Origin of the sequence: Lentzea sp. NPDC020367, from assembly GCF_044387305.1 — a bacterium.
Taxonomy (GTDB): domain Bacteria; phylum Actinomycetota; class Actinomycetes; order Mycobacteriales; family Pseudonocardiaceae; genus Lentzea.
Genome location: NZ_JBIRVV010000011.1, coordinates 265,311 through 288,033 on the forward strand (window position 1 = coordinate 265,311; position 22,723 = coordinate 288,033).

21 protein-coding genes are annotated in these 22,723 nt (G+C 71.5%); 13 read left to right on the forward strand and 8 right to left on the reverse strand.

Features of this window, described 5'->3' with window-relative positions; all coding sequences use genetic code 11:
• Positions 1–124: 124 nt before the first annotated feature.
• On the forward strand, positions 125–1,297 hold the full coding sequence (locus tag ACH413_RS35750; RefSeq protein WP_360038663.1) for a putative glycoside hydrolase: 1,173 nt from the start codon (positions 125–127) through the stop codon (positions 1,295–1,297).
• A 3-nt stretch (positions 1,298–1,300) separates the two neighbouring features.
• Here ACH413_RS35750 and ACH413_RS35755 read toward each other — a convergent pair whose 3' ends face one another.
• Entirely contained in the window at positions 1,301–1,891 is a 591-nt protein-coding gene (locus tag ACH413_RS35755; protein ID WP_360038666.1) for a TetR/AcrR family transcriptional regulator, read from the reverse strand.
• A 63-nt stretch (positions 1,892–1,954) separates the two neighbouring features.
• On the opposite strand from ACH413_RS35755, the gene ACH413_RS35760 reads away from it, so the two are divergent.
• The gene (locus ACH413_RS35760; RefSeq protein WP_360038668.1) at positions 1,955–3,358 is read left to right on the forward strand and encodes an aldehyde dehydrogenase family protein; all 1,404 of its coding nucleotides are present in this window, start codon (positions 1,955–1,957) and stop codon (positions 3,356–3,358) included.
• On the opposite strand, the gene ACH413_RS35765 is transcribed toward ACH413_RS35760, so the two are convergent.
• Together ACH413_RS35765 and ACH413_RS35770 are read right to left on the reverse strand one after the other, a co-directional pair.
• Entirely contained in the window at positions 3,309–3,881 is a 573-nt protein-coding gene (locus ACH413_RS35765; RefSeq protein ID WP_360038803.1) for a GNAT family N-acetyltransferase, read from the reverse strand. The genes ACH413_RS35760 and ACH413_RS35765 overlap by 50 nt on opposite strands.
• Positions 3,881–4,435, reverse strand: coding sequence for a CGNR zinc finger domain-containing protein (locus ACH413_RS35770; RefSeq protein WP_360038671.1), 555 nt, complete (start codon positions 4,433–4,435; stop codon positions 3,881–3,883). The genes ACH413_RS35765 and ACH413_RS35770 overlap by 1 nt, the downstream gene beginning before the upstream one ends.
• An 83-nt stretch (positions 4,436–4,518) precedes the next feature.
• Between ACH413_RS35770 and ACH413_RS35775 the strand changes: the two genes are divergently transcribed.
• Positions 4,519–5,457 carry an EamA family transporter gene (locus ACH413_RS35775; protein ID WP_360038674.1) on the forward strand — a complete coding sequence of 313 codons (939 nt, stop codon included), beginning with the start codon at positions 4,519–4,521 and terminating at the stop codon, positions 5,455–5,457.
• Here ACH413_RS35775 and ACH413_RS35780 read toward each other — a convergent pair.
• Entirely contained in the window at positions 5,454–6,482 is a 1,029-nt protein-coding gene (locus ACH413_RS35780) for an AraC family transcriptional regulator (RefSeq protein WP_360038677.1), read from the reverse strand. The two genes, ACH413_RS35775 and ACH413_RS35780, sit on opposite strands and share 4 nt — an antisense overlap.
• Positions 6,483–6,553: 71 nt before the next feature.
• Between ACH413_RS35780 and ACH413_RS35785 the strand changes: the two genes are divergently transcribed.
• Genes ACH413_RS35785 through ACH413_RS35800 form a run of 4 tightly spaced genes read left to right on the forward strand, consistent with a single transcriptional unit; the run spans position 6,554 to position 11,182 of the window.
• Positions 6,554–7,996 (forward strand): NAD(P)/FAD-dependent oxidoreductase, encoded by a 1,443-nt coding sequence (locus ACH413_RS35785; RefSeq protein WP_360038680.1) that lies wholly within the window; start codon positions 6,554–6,556, stop codon positions 7,994–7,996.
• Between the two features lie 3 nt (positions 7,997–7,999).
• Positions 8,000–9,643: a GMC family oxidoreductase gene (locus ACH413_RS35790; protein WP_360038683.1), complete on the forward strand. Its 1,644-nt coding sequence runs from the start codon at positions 8,000–8,002 to the stop codon at positions 9,641–9,643.
• Positions 9,633–10,235 (forward strand): acetoacetate decarboxylase family protein, encoded by a 603-nt coding sequence (locus tag ACH413_RS35795; protein ID WP_360038686.1) that lies wholly within the window; start codon positions 9,633–9,635, stop codon positions 10,233–10,235. Before ACH413_RS35790 ends, ACH413_RS35795 begins: the two co-directional genes overlap by 11 nt.
• Positions 10,236–10,285: 50 nt before the next feature.
• The gene (locus ACH413_RS35800) at positions 10,286–11,182 is read left to right on the forward strand and encodes a dienelactone hydrolase family protein (RefSeq protein WP_360038689.1); all 897 of its coding nucleotides are present in this window, start codon (positions 10,286–10,288) and stop codon (positions 11,180–11,182) included.
• Positions 11,183–11,225: 43 nt separating this feature from the next.
• Here the strand turns inward: ACH413_RS35800 and ACH413_RS35805 are convergent, their stop codons facing one another.
• The 3 genes from ACH413_RS35805 to ACH413_RS35815 form a co-directional block, all read right to left on the reverse strand.
• Positions 11,226–13,169 (reverse strand): tachylectin-related carbohydrate-binding protein, encoded by a 1,944-nt coding sequence (locus tag ACH413_RS35805; protein WP_360038692.1) that lies wholly within the window; start codon positions 13,167–13,169, stop codon positions 11,226–11,228.
• Positions 13,170–13,242: 73 nt separating this feature from the next.
• Entirely contained in the window at positions 13,243–15,705 is a 2,463-nt protein-coding gene (locus tag ACH413_RS35810) for an FtsX-like permease family protein (protein WP_360038695.1), read from the reverse strand.
• Positions 15,705–16,451, reverse strand: coding sequence for an ABC transporter ATP-binding protein (locus tag ACH413_RS35815; protein ID WP_360038698.1), 747 nt, complete (start codon positions 16,449–16,451; stop codon positions 15,705–15,707). The genes ACH413_RS35810 and ACH413_RS35815 overlap by 1 nt, the downstream gene beginning before the upstream one ends.
• A gap of 145 nt (positions 16,452–16,596) precedes the next feature.
• Between ACH413_RS35815 and ACH413_RS35820 the strand changes: the two genes are divergently transcribed.
• Genes ACH413_RS35820 through ACH413_RS35845 form a run of 6 tightly spaced genes read left to right on the forward strand, consistent with a single transcriptional unit; the run spans position 16,597 to position 22,034 of the window.
• The gene (locus tag ACH413_RS35820; protein ID WP_360038806.1) at positions 16,597–17,148 is read left to right on the forward strand and encodes an RNA polymerase sigma factor; all 552 of its coding nucleotides are present in this window, start codon (positions 16,597–16,599) and stop codon (positions 17,146–17,148) included.
• Positions 17,145–17,939, forward strand: a complete 795-nt coding sequence (locus ACH413_RS35825) for a zf-HC2 domain-containing protein (protein WP_360038701.1) — start codon at positions 17,145–17,147, stop codon at positions 17,937–17,939. The genes ACH413_RS35820 and ACH413_RS35825 overlap by 4 nt, the downstream gene beginning before the upstream one ends.
• 8 nt (positions 17,940–17,947) lie before the next feature.
• Positions 17,948–18,715, forward strand: a complete 768-nt coding sequence (locus ACH413_RS35830) for an ABC transporter ATP-binding protein (protein WP_360038704.1) — start codon at positions 17,948–17,950, stop codon at positions 18,713–18,715.
• The gene (locus ACH413_RS35835) at positions 18,712–20,070 is read left to right on the forward strand and encodes a hypothetical protein (protein ID WP_360038707.1); all 1,359 of its coding nucleotides are present in this window, start codon (positions 18,712–18,714) and stop codon (positions 20,068–20,070) included. The genes ACH413_RS35830 and ACH413_RS35835 overlap by 4 nt, the downstream gene beginning before the upstream one ends.
• Positions 20,067–20,582, forward strand: coding sequence for a hypothetical protein (locus ACH413_RS35840; RefSeq protein WP_360038710.1), 516 nt, complete (start codon positions 20,067–20,069; stop codon positions 20,580–20,582). The genes ACH413_RS35835 and ACH413_RS35840 overlap by 4 nt, the downstream gene beginning before the upstream one ends.
• A 54-nt stretch (positions 20,583–20,636) precedes the next feature.
• Complete coding sequence (locus ACH413_RS35845) at positions 20,637–22,034, forward strand: alpha/beta hydrolase (protein WP_360038713.1); 1,398 nt, start codon at positions 20,637–20,639, stop codon at positions 22,032–22,034.
• 4 nt (positions 22,035–22,038) lie between these two features.
• Here ACH413_RS35845 and ACH413_RS35850 read toward each other — a convergent pair whose 3' ends face one another.
• The gene (locus ACH413_RS35850; RefSeq protein WP_360038716.1) at positions 22,039–22,635 is read right to left on the reverse strand and encodes a DedA family protein; all 597 of its coding nucleotides are present in this window, start codon (positions 22,633–22,635) and stop codon (positions 22,039–22,041) included.
• Positions 22,636–22,723: the final 88 nt, after the last annotated feature.

Here is a 22,723-nt window from a genome sequence, read left to right on the forward strand (position 1 = left end):
AACAGGTGATTTCCGGCTTCAGCGACACCACCGCGTCTCGGAACGGGTACTCCACCCGCAGATCTTCCGAGCGGGAGGAACAATGCTGGAGAAAGCAGGCAAAGTACGGGGAATTCTGCCGATAGTGGCGCTTCTCTTCGGTCTCACCGCCCCCACGGGCGAGGCCGCACCCGTGGCACGCACCCGGTCTTTCTGGCTGCACCTCAACAGCACGCCGGTGGACGACGCCACGATCACCACCGAGGCCAAACGCCGCGCGCACGTCGTGCTGAACGCGTGGGAGGGCGATCTCCTGCGCAAGCTCAAAGCCGCGAATCCCAACGTCAGGGTGTACGTCTACAAAGACCTCTCGTCCACGCGGTCCTACGCGTGCAAACAGGGCAAGGACGACGCCGATCTGCCCACCGGACTGGGTTATTGCGCCGTCCGCGCGTCCAATCCGGACTGGTTCCTCAAAGGACCGGACGGAGAGGAACTCTCCTACGCCGGCTACGAAGGCCACGAACAGATGGACGTCGGAAATCCGGGCTACCGCAAAGCCTGGGTCAGCAGCGTCGTGACGAGCGCCAAATCCACGGGGTTCGACGGCGTGTTCCTCGACAACGCTCTGTACACCTGCGACGCCCACCATCCCGGCGTGTGCCCGGTGAAGTATCCGGACAACGCGTCGTTCCAGGAGGCCTACAAGGGCATGCTCGCCGAGATCCGGACCGGCTTCACGGCCGCGGGACTGCTCTCGGTCGCGAACCTGACCAACGCACGCCTGCACGCGGGCGGCTGGGAAGCGTACGGCGCCTACCTCGACGGCGGGTTCGACGAGTGGTGGCTGACGTTCTCCAGCGACCGGCTGCTGGAGGACTACCCGGAGGGCTGGCGCAGGCAGGTCGCCGAGATCGCCGCCAACGAGACGAGCGGCAAGATGACCTGGGTGCAGCCGCACTTCGACGCGGGCGACACGAAGGCCTTCCGGTACGCGCTGGCCAGCCTGTTCATGACGACCAACGGACACGCCTCGATCGCCGAGATCGCCAAGACCGACGGCTACGCGGGACCGACGCCGTGGCACCCCGAGTACGACTGGAACCTCGGGCACCCGGCCGGCGCCTACCGGGCGATCGCGGACAAGGTCTACCGCAGGGACTTCACCTGCGGCATGGCGCTGGTCAACGCCAACCCGACCGGCAGCCCCGAGACCGCGGTCTCGCTCAACCGCACCTACCAGGACCACGACGGCAAGTCCGTCACCTCGGTCAGCCTGCCCGGCACCACCGGCGTGCTGCTGCGGGCGAACTGCTGAGGGTCAGGCCCCGGTGATCACGGCGAGCAGCATGCGGAGCTCGGCTTCGGCGGCGTGCGGGGCGTCGGTCTGGATGAAGACCGATCGGGCCAGGGCGGTGCCGATCAGCACGAGCGTGAGGACGTCGACCTGCGCGGCGTCGATGCTCCCGGCCACCTCCCCGCGGCGAGCGGCTGCGGCGATGAGGGCGCCCAACTGCTCGCGGACCGCGAGGTAGACGTCGTCGTGCAGGATCTGCCGCAGCTCCGGATCGTGCGCGGCCTGGCCCATCAGCGACAGCAGCGCGGGGCCGGTGGCCGCTTCGAGGATCCTGCGCTTGCGCGCCAGGAGCTCCCGGACGTCGCCTTCGAGGGCGCCGGTGTCGATCCCGCTCAGTTCGGCCTGGGTGATGTGCCGGGCCACGGCTCCGGCCAGTGCCTGCTTGGACGGCCAGCGGCGGTAGAGGGACGCGGTGGAGGCGCCGGCCCGCCGGGCGACCTCGGTGGTCGTGAACGCGGCCCAGCCCGACTCGTTCAGGACCTCGATCGCCGCGGTGATCAGGGCCGCGTCCACCCTCGGGTCCTTCGGGCGCCCCTGCGCGGCCTTCGTCGTCACCCGGTCCACTGTACCGGTCGAGAAACGAAAAGGATCTGTTTCGGAATGCGCTAGGGTGGGGGCATGCCCACGACGACAGGTGCCATCCCCGCGCTCGTGTCCGACGCACGCAAGGTCTTCGAGTCCGGCGCCACCCGCTCCCCCGCCGCCGCCCTCCAGACGTTGCGCGCGCTGGTCACCGAGAACCAGCAGGAGTTCGAGGCCGCCCTGTGGAGCGACCTGCACAAGGGCGCCGGCGAGGCGCAGCTGACCGAGATCGGCGTGGTGCTGGCGGAGATCAACCACACGCTGCGCCACCTGCGGAGGTGGACCCGTTCCCGGCGCGGCCCGGTGCCTCTCGCGCTGTGGCCGGCGCGGGCGCGGCTGGTGTCCGAACCGCTCGGCGTGGTGCTGGTGATCGCGCCGTGGAACTACCCGGTGCAACTCCTGCTCGACCCGCTCGTCGGCATCCTGGCCGCGGGCAACACGGCCGTCCTCAAGCCGAGCGAACTGGCGCCGGCGACGTCCGCGCTGATCGCGAGGCTCGTGCCCGCGTACTTCCCCGACGGCGCCGTGCGCGTGGTCGAGGGCGGCGTCGAGGAGACCACCGAACTCCTGGCCCAGCGGTTCGACCACATCGTCTTCACCGGCAGCGGCGCGGTGGGCCGGATCGTGATGCGGGCCGCGGCCGAGCACCTGACCCCGGTGACGCTGGAGCTGGGCGGCAAGTCGCCTGCCTGGTTCGACGACGACGCCCACCTCGACCAGGCCGCACGGCGCCTGGTGTGGGCGAAGTTCACCAACGCCGGCCAGACCTGCGTCGCCCCCGACTACGTGATGACCACGCCGGACCGGGTTCCCGCGCTCGTCGAGGCGTTCCGCAGGGCGATCGAGGACCTGTGGGGCTCCGATCCGAGGGCGAGCGAGAACTACGGCCGCATCGTCAACGAACGGCAGTTCGACCGACTCGTGTCCCTTTTGGACGGCACGGACGTCGTGGTCGGCGGCGAGCACGACCGTTCCGAGCGGTACATCGCACCCACGGTCGTCGTCACCGAAGGCCGTGCCGTCGGTCCGGACGCGACTCATCCGGTGCTGCGCGAGGAGATCTTCGGCCCGATCCTGCCGATCGTCGCGGTCGAGTCGGCCGAGCGGGCGATCGACGTCGTCAACGACTGGGACAAGCCCCTCGCGCTGTACGTGTTCAGCTCGTCGGCCCGCACCCGCCGCCTGTTCGAGCGACGAACGTCGTCCGGTGCGGTGGTCCACGACGCGGGCCTGATCCACGTGGCCGCGACCGGCCTGCCGTTCGGCGGGGTCGGCGCCAGCGGAATCGGCGCGTACCACGGCCCCTACTCGTGGCGTGCCTTCTCGCACCTCAAGCCCGTGCTGCGCAAGCCGCTCGCGCTCGACACGCTCCGCCTGGCCCAGCCACCGTTCACCGGCCTGGGCGCGCGTCTCGCCCAACGCCTGATGCGCCGGGGCTGACGTCGGTCCGCAGGCGGGCGTGCAGGTGCATGTCGTGCCAGCCGTCCGCGTGCCGTCCGGACCCCCGCAACGTCCCCTCGGCCGGGAACCCGAGCTTGCCGGCCACGCGGCACGACGCCGTGTTGGCCGTCGAGTGCTCCAGCGAGACCCGGTGCAGGCCAAGGGTTTCGAATGCCCAGTCGGTCAGGGCCTGTGCGGCGCGAGCGGCGATCCCGGCGCCGCGGGCGTCCGGCAACACCCAGTAGGACAGGGCCGCCGACGCTTCGTGCAGCGAGAGGTTCCGCAGACCGGTCTGGCCGACCGGTTCGTCGTCGCGGCTGATCGCCCAGCTGGCGGCCGTCCTGTCGTCCCAGCGCACCGGCCAGCCCGCGATCCAGTCACGGGCTTCGTCGCGCGTGTCCATCCGCCGCACGTGCCACCGTTGGATTTCGGTGCAGTTGAAGGCTTTCAGCACGGCGTCGGCGTCGCTTTCCCGCCACGGACGCAAAATCAGCCTGTCGCCGGCGTCGATGTCCGGTTGCATCACCGGCCATCCGCCTTCCGCTCGCGGAACGCGATCATGTTCATCCGGTTGCCGCACCGCACGCTGCAGAACCGCTTGAGGCCGTTGCGGGACAGGTCGAGCAGGAGGCCTTCGCAGTCGTCCGCGGCGCAGACCCGCAGGCGGTCCGTCTCGTTCATGCGGATCACGTCGATGAGGGCGAGCGCGGCCTCCACCCGCATCCGTTCGGCGAGCGGCGAGCTGGGCTCGGTGGCGTGCATGTGCCAGTCGAGGTCGTCGTGCCGCACGAGGTGGGGCAGCGCTTTGGCGTCGCGCAGCATCTTGTTGACGGCTTCGACGGCGTCGTCGCGCTCGAGTGACCACACGCGCCTGAGCAGCGCGCGGGTCCGATGGACGTCCTTCAGCTCTGCCTCGTCACCGTCGATGCGGCCCGTGTAGTGGAACTGGCCGAGCAGCGCCTGCAACTGCGCGACGGTGCCGAGCTCGTCCTCGCTGGTCCGCGACGCTGACGGGTCGGTGTTGCACAGCGCTACGACGAACGCCAGCGACTCCTCCGTGTCAGGGGCAAAACGCAAATTGACTCCTTACCGAGACCGGCCTAGCGTCAGGGGTATCAGGCAGATTAGGCCATGACATCGTTCGGAGCCGGGAGGCAACCATGGGGAGTCCGTCGAAGTCCACCGGCCTGATCGCGGCCGCGGTCTCGTTCATCTCGTTCGGCACCTCGGGCGCGTTCGTCAAACCCCTGCTGGAGGCCGGCTGGTCCCCCGCCGCCGCCGTCACGGCCCGCGCGCTCACCGCCGGGCTGGTGCTGCTGCCGTTCGTGATCGTCCTGATGCGCGGCAGATGGGCTCTGTTGTGGCAGGCCCGCTGGCCCGTGCTGGGCATGGGCCTGGTCGGCGTGGCGATCACCCAGGTCCTCTACTTCGCCGCCATCCAGCGGATCCCGGTCGCGACGGCGCTGCTCATCGAGTTCCTCGCGCCGCTCATCCTGGTCGGCTTCACCTGGGCGGTCAGCCGGAAGACGCCCGCGCCGGTCGTCCTGGTCGGCTCGGTGCTCGCGGTCGGCGGTCTCGTGCTCGTGATCGGCCCCGGCGCGATCCAGGCCGTGGACCCGATCGGCCTCGCGGCCGCGTTCGGCGCCGCGATCGGCTGCTCCGTCTACTTCGTGGTCGCCGCGCGCCCCAACAACGGCCTACCGCCGGTGGCGCTGGCCGGGGCCGGACTGCTGCTGGCCGCGCCCGTCCTGGCCATCGTGGGCGCGACGGGTCTGCTGCCGTTCACCGCCACGTTCGGCGACGTGCCCCTGTTCGGCACTCCCACGGCCTGGTGGGTGCCGCTGCTCGTCGTCGCGGTCGTCGGCACGGCGCTGGCCTACGCGAGCGGCATCACCGCCTCCGGGATCCTCGGGTCGCGGCTCGCGTCGTTCATCGCCCTGCTGGAGGTCGTCTCGGCCTCGCTGTTCGCCTGGCTCCTGCTGGGCGAGGGGCTCGCGCCGTTGCAGCTGCTCGGTGGCCTGCTGATCCTCGGCGGCATCGCGTCGGTCCGGGCCGAACGGCAGAAGGTGGAACCCGTCGTCGCACCGGCGATGGTCTAACGGCGTGGTCGGCCGTACCTGCTCGGAGTCACCCCGAACCAGCGCCGGAACGCGTGGATGAAGCTCGCGGCCTCGGCGAAACCGAGCTGGTCGGCGACCGCCTCGACCGACATCTCGCCGCGCGCGAGAAGCCGGACGGCCCGCTTCGCCCGGACCTCGTCCAGCAGTGCCTGGTAGCTCGTGCCGGACGTCGCCAGCCGGCGGCGCAGGGTGCGCGGACTGATGCCCAGCGCGCGGGCCACGACCGGCATCGTCTCCTGGAACCTCGCCGAGGACTCGAGCAGCCGCCGCACCTCCTGGGAGACCCCGGGGCTCTCCCTGCGGCGGGTGGCGAGCGCGCGGCACTGCTCCTCGCACGCCGCCGTCGTCTCCGGACTCGCGAGCCGGAGCGCCTCGGTCAGCACGGCGACGTCCACAACGGACCGATCGGTGTCCGCCCCGAACCGCGGGCGGACACCGAAGACCTCCTGGTGCTCGCGCACGTCCTCGGGTGGTGCGTGCCTGAAGTCGACGCCCAGCACCGGCACGGCACCGGTCATCAGCTCCCCCACGACGGTGTGGATCGCGGCGAGGTCCCGTTCGACGAGGAACGCGGCCACGTCGCCCGGCACCGCGCCGGCGTCGAGCGCCAGCACCAGCCGGTCGCCGTCGATCACGGCGGACGGCGCGGTGAACGCGAAGCTGAGATCGAGGTAGCGCAGGGCGGTGGTGATCGCGTCCTGCAGGGTCGCCGCGCTGAGGAACGCGTAGCCCAGCACGCCGAACGTCGTGGCGTGGTAACGCCGTCCGACGGCGACGCCCGCGTGCGGCAGCCGGGCGGCGAGGTTGCGCACGACCGTGAGCTCCTGGTGGGCCTCGATCTCGGCGACCGGGTCGGCGAGCAGGGCCGGGTCGAGGTCGCTGCCCTGGAGCAGGCCGTCCAGCGGCACCCCGTGCTCGGCGCCGAAGCGCACCAGCAGCGCGACACTCGCGATGCCGCGCGGGAAGTCCCAGTGCCGGACGACCGGCTCGGCCAACGACGTCATGGCCGCGATTGTCAACTTCGCGGCCGGTGTTGTCCTGGTGCGAACGGGTGGTTGTTCCTAGCTTCGGTGAGGTGACAGCGAACCCCGAGGTGGTCGTCATCGGTGCCGGATTCGGCGGGCTGGGCGTGGCGTTGTCCTTGCGCAGAGCCGGGTTCGAGCGGTTCACCGTGCTGGAGCGGGCCAACGAGGTCGGCGGGGTGTGGCGGGACAACACCTATCCGGGCGCGGCGTGCGACGTGCCGTCGTCGCTCTACTCGTACTCCTTCGCGCCCAGCACCTCGTGGCCGCGCCGGTACGCGACGCAGCCCGACATCCTGCGCTACCTGCGCGACACCGCTGCCGTGGTGCGCGACCGGATCAGGTTCGGCGCGGAGGTGGTGGCCGCGACGTTCGACGAGTCGCGTCACCGGTGGAGCGTCGCTCTGGCGGACGGCGAGGTCGTCGAGGCCGACGTGCTGGTCTGCGCGTCCGGGCAGCTCACCACCCCGTCGATCCCGGCACTGCCCGGACTCGGCCGCTTCACCGGGGAGGTGTTCCACAGCGCCCGCTGGCGGCACGACCTCGACCTGCGCGGCAGGCGGGTGGCCGTGGTCGGCACGGGAGCGAGCGCGGCGCAGTTCGTGCCGGAGATCGCGCCTCTCGCCGGGCACCTGACGGTCTTCCAGCGGTCGGCCCCGCACGTGCTGCCGAAACCCGACGCCCGGTTGTCCGGCCTGTCGCACCCCGCACGACTGCGTGCCGCCCGAGCCGGTGTGTGGCTCGCCGGCGAACTCCTGACCGGCCTGCTCACCGCCGGACGCCTCTCGCGCCACCTGGTCTCGGCCATCGCGGCGACGCACCGGCGGTTCCAGGTCCGCGACCCCGCGCTGAGGGCGGCACTGCGGCCGGACACCCAGCCCGGCTGCAAGCGGGTGCTGTTCAGCAACGCCTGGTACCCGGCTCTCACCAGGCAGAACGTCGGCGTGGTGGCCGAGCCGATCACCGAGGTCACCGAGCACGGCCTGCGCACCGCCGACGGCCGCGACCACTCCGCGGACGTGCTGATCTGGGGCACCGGGTTCGCGGTCTCCGGCTTCGGGACGGCGGCGCGGATCACCGGCAGGAACGGCAGAGGCCTCACCGCGGCGTGGGCCGGACGCCCGCGGGCCCACCTGGGCCTCACCGTGCCCGGTTTCCCGAACCTCTTCCTGATCTACGGCCCGAACACCAACCTCGGGGGCAACTCGGTGATCACCATGATCGAGGCGCAGTGCCGGTACGTGGTGTCGGCGGTGCGCCACCTCGCGGAGACCGGTGCGGCGACGCTGGAGGTGCGGCGCGACGTCGCGGCGGCGTTCGACGAGGAGATGACCGCCAGGCTGACCAAGAGCGTGTGGAGCACCTGCTCGTCGTGGTACCGGACGGACGACGGCGAGATCACGACCAACTGGCCCGGCGGGACCCTGGAGTACCTGCGCCGCACCCGCCTGCGGCCGGCGGACCACGAATCGGCCCGCACGGCAGCGGAGGTGTGACCCGTGGACTACGACGTGCTGGTGATCGGGTCGGGGTTCGGTGGCGCGGTGACCGCGTTGCGGCTGACCGAGAAGGGCTACCGCGTCGGCGTGCTGGAGGCCGGGCGGCGCTTCGCGGACGACGAGTTCCCGGAGACGTCCTGGCAGGTGCGCGACTACCTGTTCGCCCCACGCCTCGGCTGCACCGGCATCCAGCGGATCACCCCGCTGCGCGACGTCGCCGTGCTCAGCGGCGCGGGCGTCGGCGGCGGATCCCTGGTGTACGCCAACACCCTGTACCGGCCACCGCCGCCCTTCTTCCGCGACCCCCGGTGGGGCCACATCACCGACTGGGAGGACGAACTGGCACCGCACTACGACCAGGCGAGCAGGATGCTCGGGGTGGTCGACAACCCGTGCCGGACCCCCGGCGACCGGCTCCTGCACGACGTGGCGACGGATCTCGGTGTCGGGGCGACGTTCCGGTCCTCCCGCGTGGGAGTCCACTTCGGACCGAGCGGCGCGGACCCCTACTTCGGCGGCGCCGGTCCGCGGCGGGGCACCTGCGTCGGCTGTGGCGCGTGCATGACCGGGTGCCGGCACAACGCGAAGAACACGCTGCCGAAGAACTACCTGCACCTGGCAGAACGGGCCGGCGCGCAGGTGTGGCCGTTGACCACGGTCGTCGATGTGCGGCCTCACCTGCACGGCTACCGGGTCGTGGCCCGGCGCACCGGTGGACGGGCGACGCGCACGTTCACCAGCGGTCAGGTCGTGTTCGCCGCAGCCTCGCTGGGCACGCAGCGCCTGCTGCACCGCATCCGCGATCGCGGCGGGCTGCCGAACCTGTCGTCCCGGCTCGGTTTCCTGTGCCGCACCAACTCCGAGGCCGTGGTGGCGGTACGGGTGCCCAGTGGGCGGGTGGACAACTCCCGCGGCCTCGCCATCACCTCGTCGATCCACCCGGACGCCGACACGCACGTCGAGGTGGTCCGGTACGGCAGGGGCAGCAACCTGATGGGGTTGCTCATGACGACGCTCGTCGACGGCGGCCCGGCGAGGCTGCGCCGCGGACTCGCCCAGCTGGTGCGGGAACGCGGCTCGGTGCTGCGGATGCACACTCCCCGCGCGTGGTCGGAGGAGACGATCGCGTTGCTGGTGATGCAAAGCCTCGACAACTCGTTGACCACCGTGTCCCGGCGCGGGCGGATGACCACGAGACAGGGTGAGGGCGCGCCGAACCCGTCCTGGAACCCGGCCGGGCACGACGTGGCGCGGCGGCTCGCGACCAAGGCGGGCGGCGCCGCCAGAGGAGCGTGGACCGACCTGGCGAACATCCCGCTGACCGGCCACCTCATCGGCGGCTGCGTGATCGGCGACTCCCCCGCGACCGGCGTGGTCGACCCGTACCAGCGGGTGCACGGCTGCCCCGGCCTGCACGTCGTGGACGGCTCGGCGATTCCCGCCAACCTCGGCGTGAACCCGGCGCTGACCATCACCGCGCTGGCGGAACGGGCGATGTCGTTGTGGCCCAACAAGGGCGAGCCCGATCCACGCCCGGAACCCGGTGCCGCGTACCGGCGCGTGGCCGCCGTGGCACCGTGGAGCCCGGTCGTTCCGCACACCGCGCCCGGTGCGCTGCGCTTGGAGGTGTCCGATGTCGAGTGAGTGGCCTGCTGAACCGTGGGACCTGCACGGGCGGGGCTGGCTCACCGTGTGGACGGCACCACGTTCGGCGATCTCCCTGCCATCTCCGGACGTGGTGCCGTTGACCCTGTTCGGCAGGGTGGTCGTGGTGTCGGCGTTCGTCGACTACCAGCCGCCCGGCGTGCTGGCCTACCACGAGCTGATGGCCGCGGTCCTGGTGCGCCGCAAGGCCCGTCCCGGTCTGTCCATTCTGGACATCTGGGTGGACGACGTCACGTCCCAGCTGGGCGCGCGGGCGATGTGGGCGATCCCGAAGCTGCTGGCGGGCTTCACCTTCTCCACCGAACCGCTCGCGGCGACAGCGCACGACGACGAGCTCATCGCCGCCGCGGACGAGACCCGCCGGTCGTCACGAAGGTTTCCCGTCCGGCTGACCACCTCGGTCTGGCAGTCCGGTGGCAAGCGCACCGAACTGCGCACCTCCGCCAGGGCCGGCCTGACCCGGCTGCGCTGGCACATCACGCCGGGCAACGCGCTCGGCTGGCTGAACGCGGCCAAGCCGCGGCTGCACCTGTACGTCACCGACCTGCACATGCGATTCGGCTCACCCTGACGACGCGGCACCACAAGTGCCGCGCGGACCGATATCACGAGGAGCAGCTCATGCGAGTTCTCGCGATCACGCTCGCCCTGATGGCCTCCACCCTGGCCACGCCGGCAGCGTTAGCCGCGCCACCGGACTACGGCCTGCCCGGCTCGCTTCCGGTGGCGTACAGCGATGTCACGGCCGTCGCGGGCGGCAGGTCCGTCCCGGCGCGAGTGCACTACCCGGCGACGGCGGCGGGCGTGAACCAGCCGGTCGCCACCGGCAGGTTCCCCGCGATCGCGTTCGGACACGGCTTCTTCCAGGCCCCGTCGAAGTACACCAGCACCAGCAACCACCTGGCGTCGTGGGGCTTCGTCGTCGTGGTACCCACCACCCAGGGCGGCCTGAGCCCCAGTCACAGCGCCTTCGCCGACGACCTCAACACCGGACTCACCTGGCTCGTCGCGCAGGACGGCACCGCGGGTTCCCGCTTCCAGAACCACATCACCACAACGGCGTTGGGTGTCTCGGGGCATTCCATGGGCGGAGGCGCCGCCGTTCTCGCGGCCGCGCGCAACCCGAAGATCACGGCGATCTCGACCTACGCGGCGGCGGAGACGAACCCGTCCGCGAAGGCGGCGGCGGCCACTCTGAAGGCACCCGCGCAGTTCCTCGCCGGTTCGCAGGACACCATCACGCCGGTCGGCGAGCACCAGCAGCCGATGTTCGCGGCGAAGCCACCGTCGAAGCAGCTCCGCACCGTCACCGGCGGGTTCCACTGCGGCTTCATGGACTCGTCCGGGCTGTTCTGCGACAACGGTTCCGTCACCAGGGCGGCTCAGCTCGTCGCCGCCAAGCGGGTGCTCACCTCGTGGTTCCGCCACTACCTGGCGGGCGACGCGGCCGCCCGTGACTTCGTCTGGGGCACGCCCGCCCGCACCGACGCGGCGGTGACCTTCGAGGGCACCGAATAACCGAAGCGGAGGCCCCCAGGTCAGACCTGGGGGCCTCATCAGGTCAGGCCAGCTGCCTGCCGGTGAACCACGACAGCGGTGCGGCCGAGTCCTGCGGGACCCCGGCGGCGAACCGCCAGTACGAGCCCGTGCTCGTCACGGCCACCACCGACAGATACCCGGTGTCCATCCGCATGCTGGTCGGCTCGGTGAACTCGATGTCCAGCCCTTCGGCGCTCACCTGCTGCCACGGGTGGAACTCGGTGCCGTCCGCGGCGCCCTTCGACGTGGTCACGTAGACCTTGCCCGCGGCCGTCAGCGACACAGCGAGCGCTCCGTTCGGCAGCACCACCGCGTCGACCTGGCTGCCCTCCAAAGCAGGCGCGCCGGGCAGTGCCGGCAAGTTCGTCCTGGTCGTCACGAAACCGGCGCGGTCAGGCCACTCCGGCAGCACGAAGACGCCTTCACCCGGAACCCCGCTGACGTCCACGAGCAGGATGCGGCTCTGCGCGGTCGCCACGAGCTTCGGCCTCGGGCTCACGAAGTAGGGCAGCCGACCCTGATCGACGGGCACGCCGTCTGCCCCGGTCCGGTACCAGTTGGTGAAGCCGCCGACGGTCCGTCCGACGATCGTCACCTCGTCGCCCCGGTTGATCACGCTCACCGTCTCCGTGTGGAGCCCGTCGCCGAACCGCTTCCACGCCAGGAAGTCACCGTTGGCGAGCTGCTCCCGGTAGTAGAGCTGCCCCTCCCACGGGCCGCCGTCGCTCGCCTTGTCCCCCATCGCGTAGACGACCAGCGTGCCGTCGGGGCGCCGGACCAGCGAGGGAGCCACCCTCATCGCGCCCTTGAGCGACTGGGTCTTCCACCGGCCGTCGTTGCCCAGCGTCATCAGCGCGACGTCGCCGCTCGGCCGCCGGGTGCTGCCGAACACCTCGGTGCCGGGCTCTGCGCCGGGCACGACGTTCGAGACGCCGGTGAACTCGCCGCTGAACGGCTCGAACATCCAGTAACCCTGGCCGGTGTCGCGCAGGTCGGTGAGGTGGTCGTCGGGCAGCACCCGCACCAGGTGCGCGGCGCCGCGTGGGCTCACGTACGCGACCGGCATGGCCCTCTGGTCCTCGACCACCGGGTTCCTCGGGAACCAGTAGCCGTTCTGCCGGCAGTCCGAGGTGGTCGCCGTGATGTCGACGTCGGTGCCCCAGTCGTAGCCGATCACCGCGCCCGCGGAGGTCCGCCAGCCGTCGCTCGAGTACTCGGAGTAGTCGTTCCACATCAGCTCACCGGTGCCGAGGCGGACGGTGTAGTAGATGTCGCCGCCGGGTGAGAAGAGCTTGGTGCCCGTCTGCCACGTCAGGTTGTGCTGCCAGGTCTCGTAGAGCGCGAACCGCTCGCTCACCCGGTCGTAGCGGAAGTGGTGCAGCACGCCGGAGCTGTCGCGGGCCTTGAGTCCGCCCTGGCCGCTCGCGGCGATCGTGGTGAACCGGCTCCAGCCCTTGTCGATCACGCGGCCGCTGTCCGGCGTCCACGCCCGCTGCTGCTGGTCGAAGAACCACCAGCGCAAGTGGTCGCCTTCGAGCGTGTAGATCGAGCCGTCCGAGTCGACCGTGATCTTGCCGCGGTTCGCCGTCTCGACGAACTTCTGCCAGCCCCAGCCGATGGTGTCGTACTGGCCGCCGCCGGGGAACGTGTCCCAGCCGCTGCCGTTGTACCGCAGCCGGCGCAGCTCACCGCCGGTGGTGATGTTGAACAGCCAGCCGTTCGGCCCGGCGAACGTCTTGCCGCCCCAGCCCCAGCCGACCTGCCTGGCGCCGGCCCAGGTGGCGGCACCGCTGCTCGGACCGGAGTGCTGGTAGAGCCACAGGTCGCCGTCCGCCTGCATGGTGAAGATGTTCGACACGGCACCGCACAGCCCGGCGGACGCGGTGCCCGCACCGGTCGTGACCGCCGTGGCGACGCCCGCCGCCAGCGCCACGGACAGCACGAAGGGTCTCAGCTTCTTGTTCACGATGTACTCCCCCAGGCGATTCATTCGTCGCCAGGGAGCATACGAGACAGCACCGACAATTCCGGCAGGCTCCTCACCGGTCGGACATGCCCGCGACGATCGATGCCGAAGCCGCGCGCCGGGCCGGCAACAGCGCCGCGAGCACCCCGGCGACCGCGACGGCCACGAACAACGCCGCCAACTGTCCATACGGCACGGACACCGTCATCCGCAGGTCGTCGTCACGCGACACCGCCACGACGAGCAACGCCGCCGACGCCGCTCCGGCCACCGCGCCCAGCACAGCGCCCGACAACGCGATCAGGATCGACTCGACCACGAGCATCCGCCGCAGCTGCGCGCGCGTGAAACCCAAGGCGCGCAACAAGGACGATTCCCTGGTGCGTTCGAACACGGACAACGTCATGGTGCTGGCGATGCCGAGCAACGCGGTCAGCATCGCGAGCCCGATCATCGCCCACACGAACGCGAGCAGCCGGTCGATCTGGGCGGTGAACTCGGCCCGGGTGTCGGCGAAGCTGGTGATCTTCGCGGTCGGCACGGACTCGACGACCGAGTTCAGCACCGTCCTGCCGTCCACGCCGGGAGCCATCTTCACCGAGATCGTCTGCACGCCCTGTCCCGGCCACGTCGCCAGGTCGCTGTAGGCGTCCAGGCCCGGTCCGGACTTCGTGAGCGCGACCACGCGCAGGTCGTGCGAGACCGTGCCGACGGTCGAGGTGACCACCGTGCCCACGTCGGCGCGGAGCGAGCGCGCGACCTCCTCGGTCAGCGCGATGCCGTCGCCGCGCACCGCGGCCAGGTCCCCGCGCACCACCTCCGGGCGGATCAGGGTGCCCAGCGAGGACGGCGTCACCGCCGCCAGCCCGATCGTGAGCTTCCTGTCCCCCACCGCGACGACCAGGTGCTCCGTCCGTTCCGCACCGGCCGCCTCGACGCCTGGACGCGCCGTGACGCGGTCGAGCAACGACGCGGGCAGCGGCCGGTCGTGCACCGAGCTGCTCACCTCGTAGTCGGCGGGGAACTGCTCGGCGAACGTGCTGTCACTGGTGTCCCTCACGGAGGTCGCCAGCACCGTCAGCATGGACACCACCGCGACACCGACCAGCAGCGCCGACATGGTGGCGGCGGTGCGGCGGGGGTTGCGCCCGGCGTTGCCCGCGGCGAGTGCGGCGGGGACCCCGAACAACGCACGGGGCACCGCGCCCAGCCCCCGGATCAGGGGGCCGACCAGCAGCGGGCCCGCCGTCACCACGGCACCGAGCAGGAACAGGCCCGCGCCGATCGCGAACGCCATCGCGAGCTTCGGCCCCGACGACTGGGTCAGCGCCAGCACGGTGAACAGCGCGGCGATCGAGCCGAGGACCCCGGTCACGACGACGCGGGCCCGTCCGGTGCGCGCCACCTCCTCGCGGCTGTCCACCTGCGTCCGCAGCACCTCCATCGGCGCGACCCTCGTCGCCCGGCGCGCCGGCAGGAACGCCGCCACCAGCGTGACGCCGAGCCCGACGGCGAACGCGGCGGCCACCGCCAGGCCGCTCACCGGCAGCCGCACGGGCGACGACCCCAGCACCGACTGCAGCGCGGCCGCCAGCCCCACGCCCGCGGCCAGGCCGAGCACGGACGCGACCAGCCCGATGACCGCCGCCTCGAGCAGCACCGAGCGGAAGACCTGCCCGCGTCCCGCGCCGATGCTGCGCAGCAGCCCCAGCTCACGGGTGCGCTGGGCGATCAGGATCGTGAACGTGTTCATCACGACCATCGCCGCCACCACCAGCGCGACCACGGCGAACAGGCTCATCGCCATGGCGATGTCGTCTCCGCCCTGAGCAGCGAGCAGCATCCCCGTGTACGTCGCACCGGTGGACACGTAGAAGTCTTGCCCTAGCGCCGTTTGCAGGCGTTCGACCAGCACGGACTGGTCCACTCCGGACGAACGCACGACCACGTGCGCGCCGTACGGGGGTTCGGCCGGGTCGACAAACCGTGCGATACCGGGCAGCAGCAGCTCTGCCGTGCCGGGTCGTTCCGCCGTGCCCGTGTCGTAGACGCCGCTCACCGTGAACCGCTCCGGCGCCTCGTTCCGACCGAGCAGCACGACCTCCGCGCCCACGCTCAGGTTCCGGTCGCGGGCGGTCTGCTCGCTCACCGCGATCTGCCCGGCTGCGGGGAACGCGCCCTGCACGACCTCCTGCGCACGCAGCGACGGATCGGCCGCCAGTTCCAGCAGGTCGGCCTCGTCGGCACGGCCCTGCGCGCCCACGATCGGCACCGCGACGGGCTGCCGCAAAGCAGCGGCCGCGACCCCGTCGACGCGCGCGATCGCCGCGACGTCCAGGACCGCCTCGCGTTCCGGCTCGACCACCGCGTCGACGCCGCGCGCCGATCGTGCGAACTCGTCGCGCATGGTGGCCTGCAGGGCGTCGGCCAGCACCATCGTGCCGGACACGAACGCCACGCCGACCACGATGGCGATCGACGACAGCACCAGGCGCAGGAACCGCGCCCGGATTCCGGCCAGTGTCGTTCGCAGCATCACGCCCCCAACGTCGAGAGAGCGGCCAGCACGGACTCCTGCGTCGGCCAGTAGATCTCGCCCGCCACCCCGCCGTCGGCGAGCAGCACCACGCGGTCGGCGTAGGACGCGGCGATCGGGTCGTGGGTCACCATCACCACGGTCTGCCCCAGCTCGCTCACCGAGGCGCGCAGGAACGCCAGCACGTCCGCGCCGGTGCGGGAGTCGAGGTTGCCGGTCGGTTCGTCGGCGAACACCACGTCCGGCCTGCCGACCAACGCCCGTGCGCACGCCACGCGTTGCTGCTGGCCGCCGGACAGTTCACTCGGCTTGTGCCGCAGCCGGTCCCGCAGGCCGAGCATGTCGACGACCCGTGCGAACCACTCGCGGTCGGCGGTGCGGCCGGCCAGTCGCAACGCGAGCAGGATGTTGTCCTCGGCCGTGAGCGTCGGCAGCAGGTTGAACGACTGGAACACGAAGCCGATCCGGTCCCGCCGCAGCCGGGTGAGCGCCTTGTCGCCCAGCGACGTCAGCTCGGTGCGGCCGAGGTGGACGGTCCCGGAGTCGGCGGTGTCCAGGCCTGCCAGGCAGTGCAGCAGCGTCGACTTACCCGACCCGGACGGGCCCATGATCGCGGTGAGCTCTCCGGCGCGGAACTCCGTGCTCACCCCGTTCAACGCCCGCACCGCGGCCGGGCCGTTGCCGTACACCTTCACCAGTTCGTGGGACGAAACCGCCCCGCGAACCTCCACTGGGGACACTGTCATCGCACAGGCTCCGCTCTCTCCGGGGTTCGAGCGGCCAGACGGCGACGCCGCCGGGTCCGGTTCTCCGGGAGCGGATTTGTGACGCACGCCACAGCGATGTGAGAACCTCGCGCGCGATACCGACGTCTTGCGGAGTGTGAGAGCGATCCGGGGAAAGCCCGCCGACCTCGACGAGGAGCAGCTCGTGCGCCGTGTCGCACGAGGTGACCGTGCTGCGTTCGAGGAGCTCTACCGCCGCAGCGCGCCCTGGTTGACGGTGCGGCTGCGGCGGCGGTGCTCCGACGAGCAGATCGTCGCCGAGGTGCTTCAGGAGACCTACCTCGCGGTGTGGCGGGCGGCCAGTGCCTTCGCGGGCAGCGCGACCGACGGCACCGCGGTCGGCTGGCTGTGGACCATCGCCGCCCGCAGGCTGATCGACGCGTTCCGCAGACGCGCGCACCACGCCCAGCCGCCGAGCGCCGCAGCCGCCGAACCCGCCGCCCGTGCCGCCGAGGACGAGGTGCTCGAAGGCGTGGTCGGCGACGAGGTGGGCGACGCGTTGCGCAGGCTCGCCCCGGAACTGCGGCAGGTGTTGCAGGCGATGGTGCTCGACGGACTGACCGTCCGGGAGACGTCGGTGCTGCTCGGGGTGCCGGAAGGCACCGTCAAGACCCGCGCCAGGCGGGCGAGGATCGCGATGCGGGAGGCCCTGTCATGACCGCGCACCACCCAGGAGAGCACCTGCTGCTCCGTTACGCGCGGGGCGACGAGGACATCCCCGCCGACGAGCTGTGGGCCGTCGAGTCGCACCTGGAGACCTGTGCGCCGTGCCGGGGCCGCCTCGCACCCGAACCGGTGGCCGACGCGGTGTGGCTGGACCTCGCGCCGTTGCTCGACCACACACCGCAGATGGCCCCCACACGGCCTTGGCGCCGCCGCCTCGCCGCGTGGGTGTCGCCCGCCGCCGGACCGTGGCTCGCGATGATCCTCGTCGTCACCTTCATCGCCGTGCTGCTCGACCGGCTCACCTCTCTCTCGCCCGATCGCGTCTCATTGGTGCTGCTCGTCGCCCCGGTGCTGCCGGTGCTGGGCGTCGCCGCGTCCTGGAGCAGGGCGCTGGATCCGGCGTACGAGCTCGCCACCGCCACGCCCCGCGCCGGACTGCCGCTGGTCCTGCGCCGCACCGCCGCCGTGCTCGCCGTGATGGTGCCGGGCCTGTTGGCGGCCGGGTGGTCCAGCGGTGCCTCGCTCGCGCAATGGCTGCTGCCGTGCCTGGCGTTCACCGCGGGCACCCTCGCGCTCGGCGGGCTGGTCGGCGTGACCCGCGCGGCGATCGCCCTGATCGCGCTGTGGGCCGTCGCGATCGTCGCCCCGACCGTGGTGCTGAGCCGCACGTCCGTCGCGTTCGCGCCCGCGGCCGTCCCGGTGTGGGCCGCGGCGCTCGCGCTCGGCCTGCTCGTGATCGCCCTGCGCAGGACCGACTTCACCCGCCTGCGGGCCAACCGATGAGGAACGACATGACCACCCCCACCACGTACGCCTGGGAGATCGCCGCCCACGACCTCGCGGTCAGGGTCGGGCGCAGGCGCATGGCCGTCGACGGCGTCACCCTCACCATGGGCCGCGGCGTGCACGGACTGCTCGGCCCCAACGGCGCGGGCAAGACGACGCTGATCCGCACCCTCGCCACCGTGCTGCGCCCCACGTCCGGCACGCTCACCCTGCTCGGTGGCCTCGACCAGCGCGAACTGCGCCGCCGCATCGGCTACCTGCCCCAGGAGTTCGGCTACTACCGGCGGTTCACTGTGCGCGAGTTCGTCGAGTACATGGCCTGGCTCAAGGAGATGCCTGCCCGCGACATCCCCGCCGCCGTCCAGCGCGCCGTCGAACGCGTGGGCCTCGCCGACCGCGCCGACGACCGCCTGAAGACGTTGTCCGGCGGCATGGTTCGGCGCGCCGGCATCGCCCAGGCCATCGTCAACGACCCCGAGATCCTGCTGCTGGACGAACCGACCGCCGGGCTCGACCCCGCGCAGCGCATGCGGTTCCGCGAACTGCTCGTCGAACTCGGCACCGACGCCTGCGTGATCGTGTCCACCCACCTCGTCGAGGACGTCGCCACCGCGTGCACCGACGTCGTCCTGCTCGCCGACGGCAAACTCGTCTTCCAGGGCACGCCCACCCAGCTCGCCGCCGCCGGAACCGACGACCACGCGGGTGCCAGCTCCATCGAACGCGGCTACACAGCGCTCCTCGCCGCCCCGAAGCGACAGGGTTCGTGGTGAGGGCACTGCGCGTCGAGCTGCGCCGCTCAGTCGCGCCGTGGGCGGGCATGGTCCTGGTCGGCGCCGCGGTGACGTTGCTCTACTCGCTGAGTGCGCCGTGGTGGAAGGGCCTGGAGGCGTGGGACGAGCAGTGGCACTCGGCCGCCCAGTGGGTGCGCTTCCTGCTGGTGTTCCTGTGGCCGATGGTCGTCGGAGCGGGCGCGATCGCGGGCCTGCGCGACCACCGCGCCGGCACCGAGGACCTCCTCGCCACCACCGCGCGCCCCGCCTGGCAGCGCGCCGCCGCCACCGCGGGCGCGCTCGCGTTCTGCCTCGTCGCCGCGTACCTGCTGGTGTTCGCGCTGGGCGCCACCCTCGTCGTGGCGCACGGCGGCTACTTCCACCTCGCCTGGCTCCCGATCACCGCGGTCGGCGCACTCGCCGTCGTCGCTGGCGGCTGGCTCGGCATGGGTGTCGCACGCGTCTTCCCCTCGGTGCTCACACCGCCACTGCTCGCCCTGAGCTCACTGATCGCACTCGTGTTCCTGACCCTCTCCCAGGACCCGGTCAGCGAGCCGGAAGTCGTGGTGCCGAACCAGATCACGCTGCTCTCCCCCGCGCTCGGCGCGATGCGCAACGTCTACGACACGGTCGCCACGGCCGCGAACACAGGCCAGGCGATCTGGCTCACCGGCCTCGCGCTCACCGGTTTCGGCCTGTACGCCGCCGCCACGACGCGCCTGCGAGTGCTCGCGTTGGTGCCCGTGGTCGTCTCCGCCGCCATCGCGCTTCCACTCCTGCCGGCCAGGACGTTCGTGCTCAACGAGGCCGCGTCCGCCGCCGTGTGCCGGGGAAACGTGTGCCTGAGCCGGATGCGCGAGTCCACACTGGACGCGTTCGCACCGGTGGCCGAGGAGGCTCTGCGGCTACTCGCGAAACTGCCTCACGCACCGACCTCCGTCCGCGAAGTTCCTTATCCCGCAATGAACCAGGGCGGCATTCCGCGCACCGCCGACGTCGTGCCGGTGCACTTCAACGGGGACACGTTCACGCTCGCCACACCGGGCGACTGGCTCGCATCACTCCTGGCGGGCGGCGGCACGCCCACCTGCTTCAGCGGGCTCGACGGCCACGAGAGGGTCATCCGCGAGGCAGCCGCGCGCACAGCCGTCGCCGCCTGGTTCACCGGCGAGTTCAAGCCGTTGCCGGACTTCCGCTTCATCCGCGAGGGCGCGGCCGAGCCCGCCGGTCGTGCGTTGGCGGCCTTGCGTTCTCTGCCTGCCGACGAGCAGCTGGCGCGGGTGAACGCCGCCCGCGAGGTCGGTCTGTCCTGCCAGGGCGACCAGCTCTCAGTGCTCACGGGCAGCGCGGGGTGAGAGCGCTGCTGCTGTTCGCGCGATCCCGTCAGATCCCGGCATCCGTTGCGGTAGCAGCACTCTGCTGCCTGCTGGTGCACGTCGTGGCTCCCGTCGCGGACGCCCGGTGGTCGGCGCTGGCGATCACCACCGCCGTCTCCGCCTTCGCCGTCGGACTCAGCGGACAGGACGCCGACCTCGACGCCACGTCCGCCTGGCCGTGGCCGGTGTACCGCACGGCGCACGTCGTCGCGATCGTCGCCGTCACGACCGCACTCGTCTGCTCCATCGCGCCGTTGCCGTTCGTGCTGCGCGGATCTGTTGGTCTGGCCGGACTCGCGGCGCTGGGTGCCGCGTTGTTCGGGGGCCATCTGGCGTGGACGCTGCCGTTCGCGTGGTTCACCGTCACGTTCTTCGCCGACAGCTGGCTGCTCGCCCCGACTGGTTCCGTCGCGGCGATGTGGTCAGCGGTGGCGTTCGGCATGGCAGGTACGACCGCCTACGCTTTGATTCGGTCACCACTGAAGCAATAGTGACTAGAGTCACATCTCAGAACCTCGGCCGGGACCCCGATCGTCTTGCGGGACATGAAGATTCTCGCGATGGCCCTCGCCCTGGCGCTGATCCCGATCACCCCGGCGTCAGCGACTCCCGCGTTGCGGTTCCAGCCGTGCCCTGACGTTCCCGAAGCCGACTGCGCCACGCTCACCGTGCCCGTCGACCGCGACCACCCAGACGGCCCGCAGGTTGCACTGGCCGTCGCGCGCCGCAAGGCGACCGACCCGGCCCGCCGCATCGGCGTGCTGATGGTCAACCCCGGAGGCCCCGGCGGATCCGCCGCCCAGTACGCCAAGGACGCGCCGAAGGTCTTCAGCGAGGAGGTGCTCGCCCGGTTCGACGTCGTCGGCTACGACCCTCGCGGCGTCGGCGACAGCAACCCGATCTACTGCGACACCTCCGCCGTGGGCCTCCCCTACCCCACCGGCCGCCCGGACACCCCGGAACGCTTCGCCCAGCTCACCGCCTACAACCACCGCCTCGCCGAGGACTGCCGCACGCGCACCGGCCCCGTGTTCGACCGCGTGGACGCACAGAGCGCCGTGCGTGACATGGACGACCTGCGCAAGTCGTTGGGAGAAAAGCAGATCACCTACTACGGCATGTCCTACGGCACGCTGTACGGCCAAAAGTACGCCGAGCGGTACGGCAAACACGTCCGCGCCATGGTGATCGACAGCGTCGTGGACGCCAGTCTCCCACTGGACGGTCTCCTGACCGCCGGCGCCCGCGCGGGCGAGGACATCTTCACCGAGTTCGTCCGCTGGTGCGGCGCCACACCGACGTGTGCGGTGCACGGCAAGGACATCCCCACCCTCTACGCCGACCTGCGAGCCCGAGCCACCCGCGGCGAACTGCACGTCCCAGGCGCCCCGGACCAGCCGCTGACGCCCACGGAACTGGCCAACCGCACCGTCCGCTTCGGCTACGGACCGGACTTCCCGCGCATGGGCCAGTACTTCACCGACCTCGCCGCCCAGCCGGAGGCGAGCTTCGGCACCGCGACCCGCCGATCCCAGGCCGTGCTGTGCCAGGACTTCACCGGCCACCCGGCCAGTGCCGCCGACGTGGCCGCCATGGACTCCCGCGTCCGTGCCGCCGCCCCGAACGTCCAGGCCTCACCGATCTGGGACCAGGCACTCACGTGGTGCGCCGGCTGGCAGGGCCCGACCCTCAACCCCGCCCGCCCCTGGCATCCAGCCACCGCCCAGCAGGTCCTGATGCTGAACTCGCTGCACGACCCCGCGACCGGTTACGAGAGCGCGGTGAGCGTGCACCGGCAGGCCCGCGGCAAGGCGACGCTCGTGACCTACGAAGGCACCGGCCACGGCGTCTACACCCGCACCTCGTGCACCCGCGCGGTCACCGACGCCTACCTGCTCGACCGCACCGTGCCGCGCGACGGCCTGCGCTGCCCGGCGATCTGACGACTCAAGGAGTACGTGCGCGGCGGCGGAACCACGACGGCAGCGAGGCCAGCGCCACCACGCCCAGCATCACGAGGCCGGCCAGGGAGAACCCGTTGATCCACTCCTCCGCGACGCGCCCGGCGTAGTAGATCCCCAGCGTCGTGCCGAACGACCACAGCAAAGCGCTCACCGAGATCGCGAGCGCGAACCGCCGAGCCGGGACGGCCAGGGTGCCCGCCAACGGAGCCGCGATCATCCGCAGCACCGCCGAGAAGCAGCTGACCACGACCACCCAGGCGCCCCAGCGTTCGAACAGCCCTTCCGTTGCGGTGACCCGGTTCTGGGACAGCACGCGGGGGAACCGCCGCACGAGCTTCTCCAGCACGGAGCGGCCGCCGCGGCGTCCCAGCCGGTAGCCCGCCGCGCTGCCGGCCAGCACCCCGGCCGTCGCGGCGACGCTGACCGCCACCGGGTCCGCCGAACCCTGGACCGCGAGCAGGGCCGCCGTCGTCAGCACCACGCCGCCGGGCAGCGGCAGACACAGGAACTGGCCGCCGACCAGGAGGAACACGGCGAGGTACACCACCGCCGCCGGCACCTCGGACAACCACGCCTGCATCCCGAACTCCCTCAAGTGGCCGGTCGATGCGCACTACGGTAGCTTGTTCATTAGCCGAATGGCTAACCAAACTTCGGGAGAGGGATCC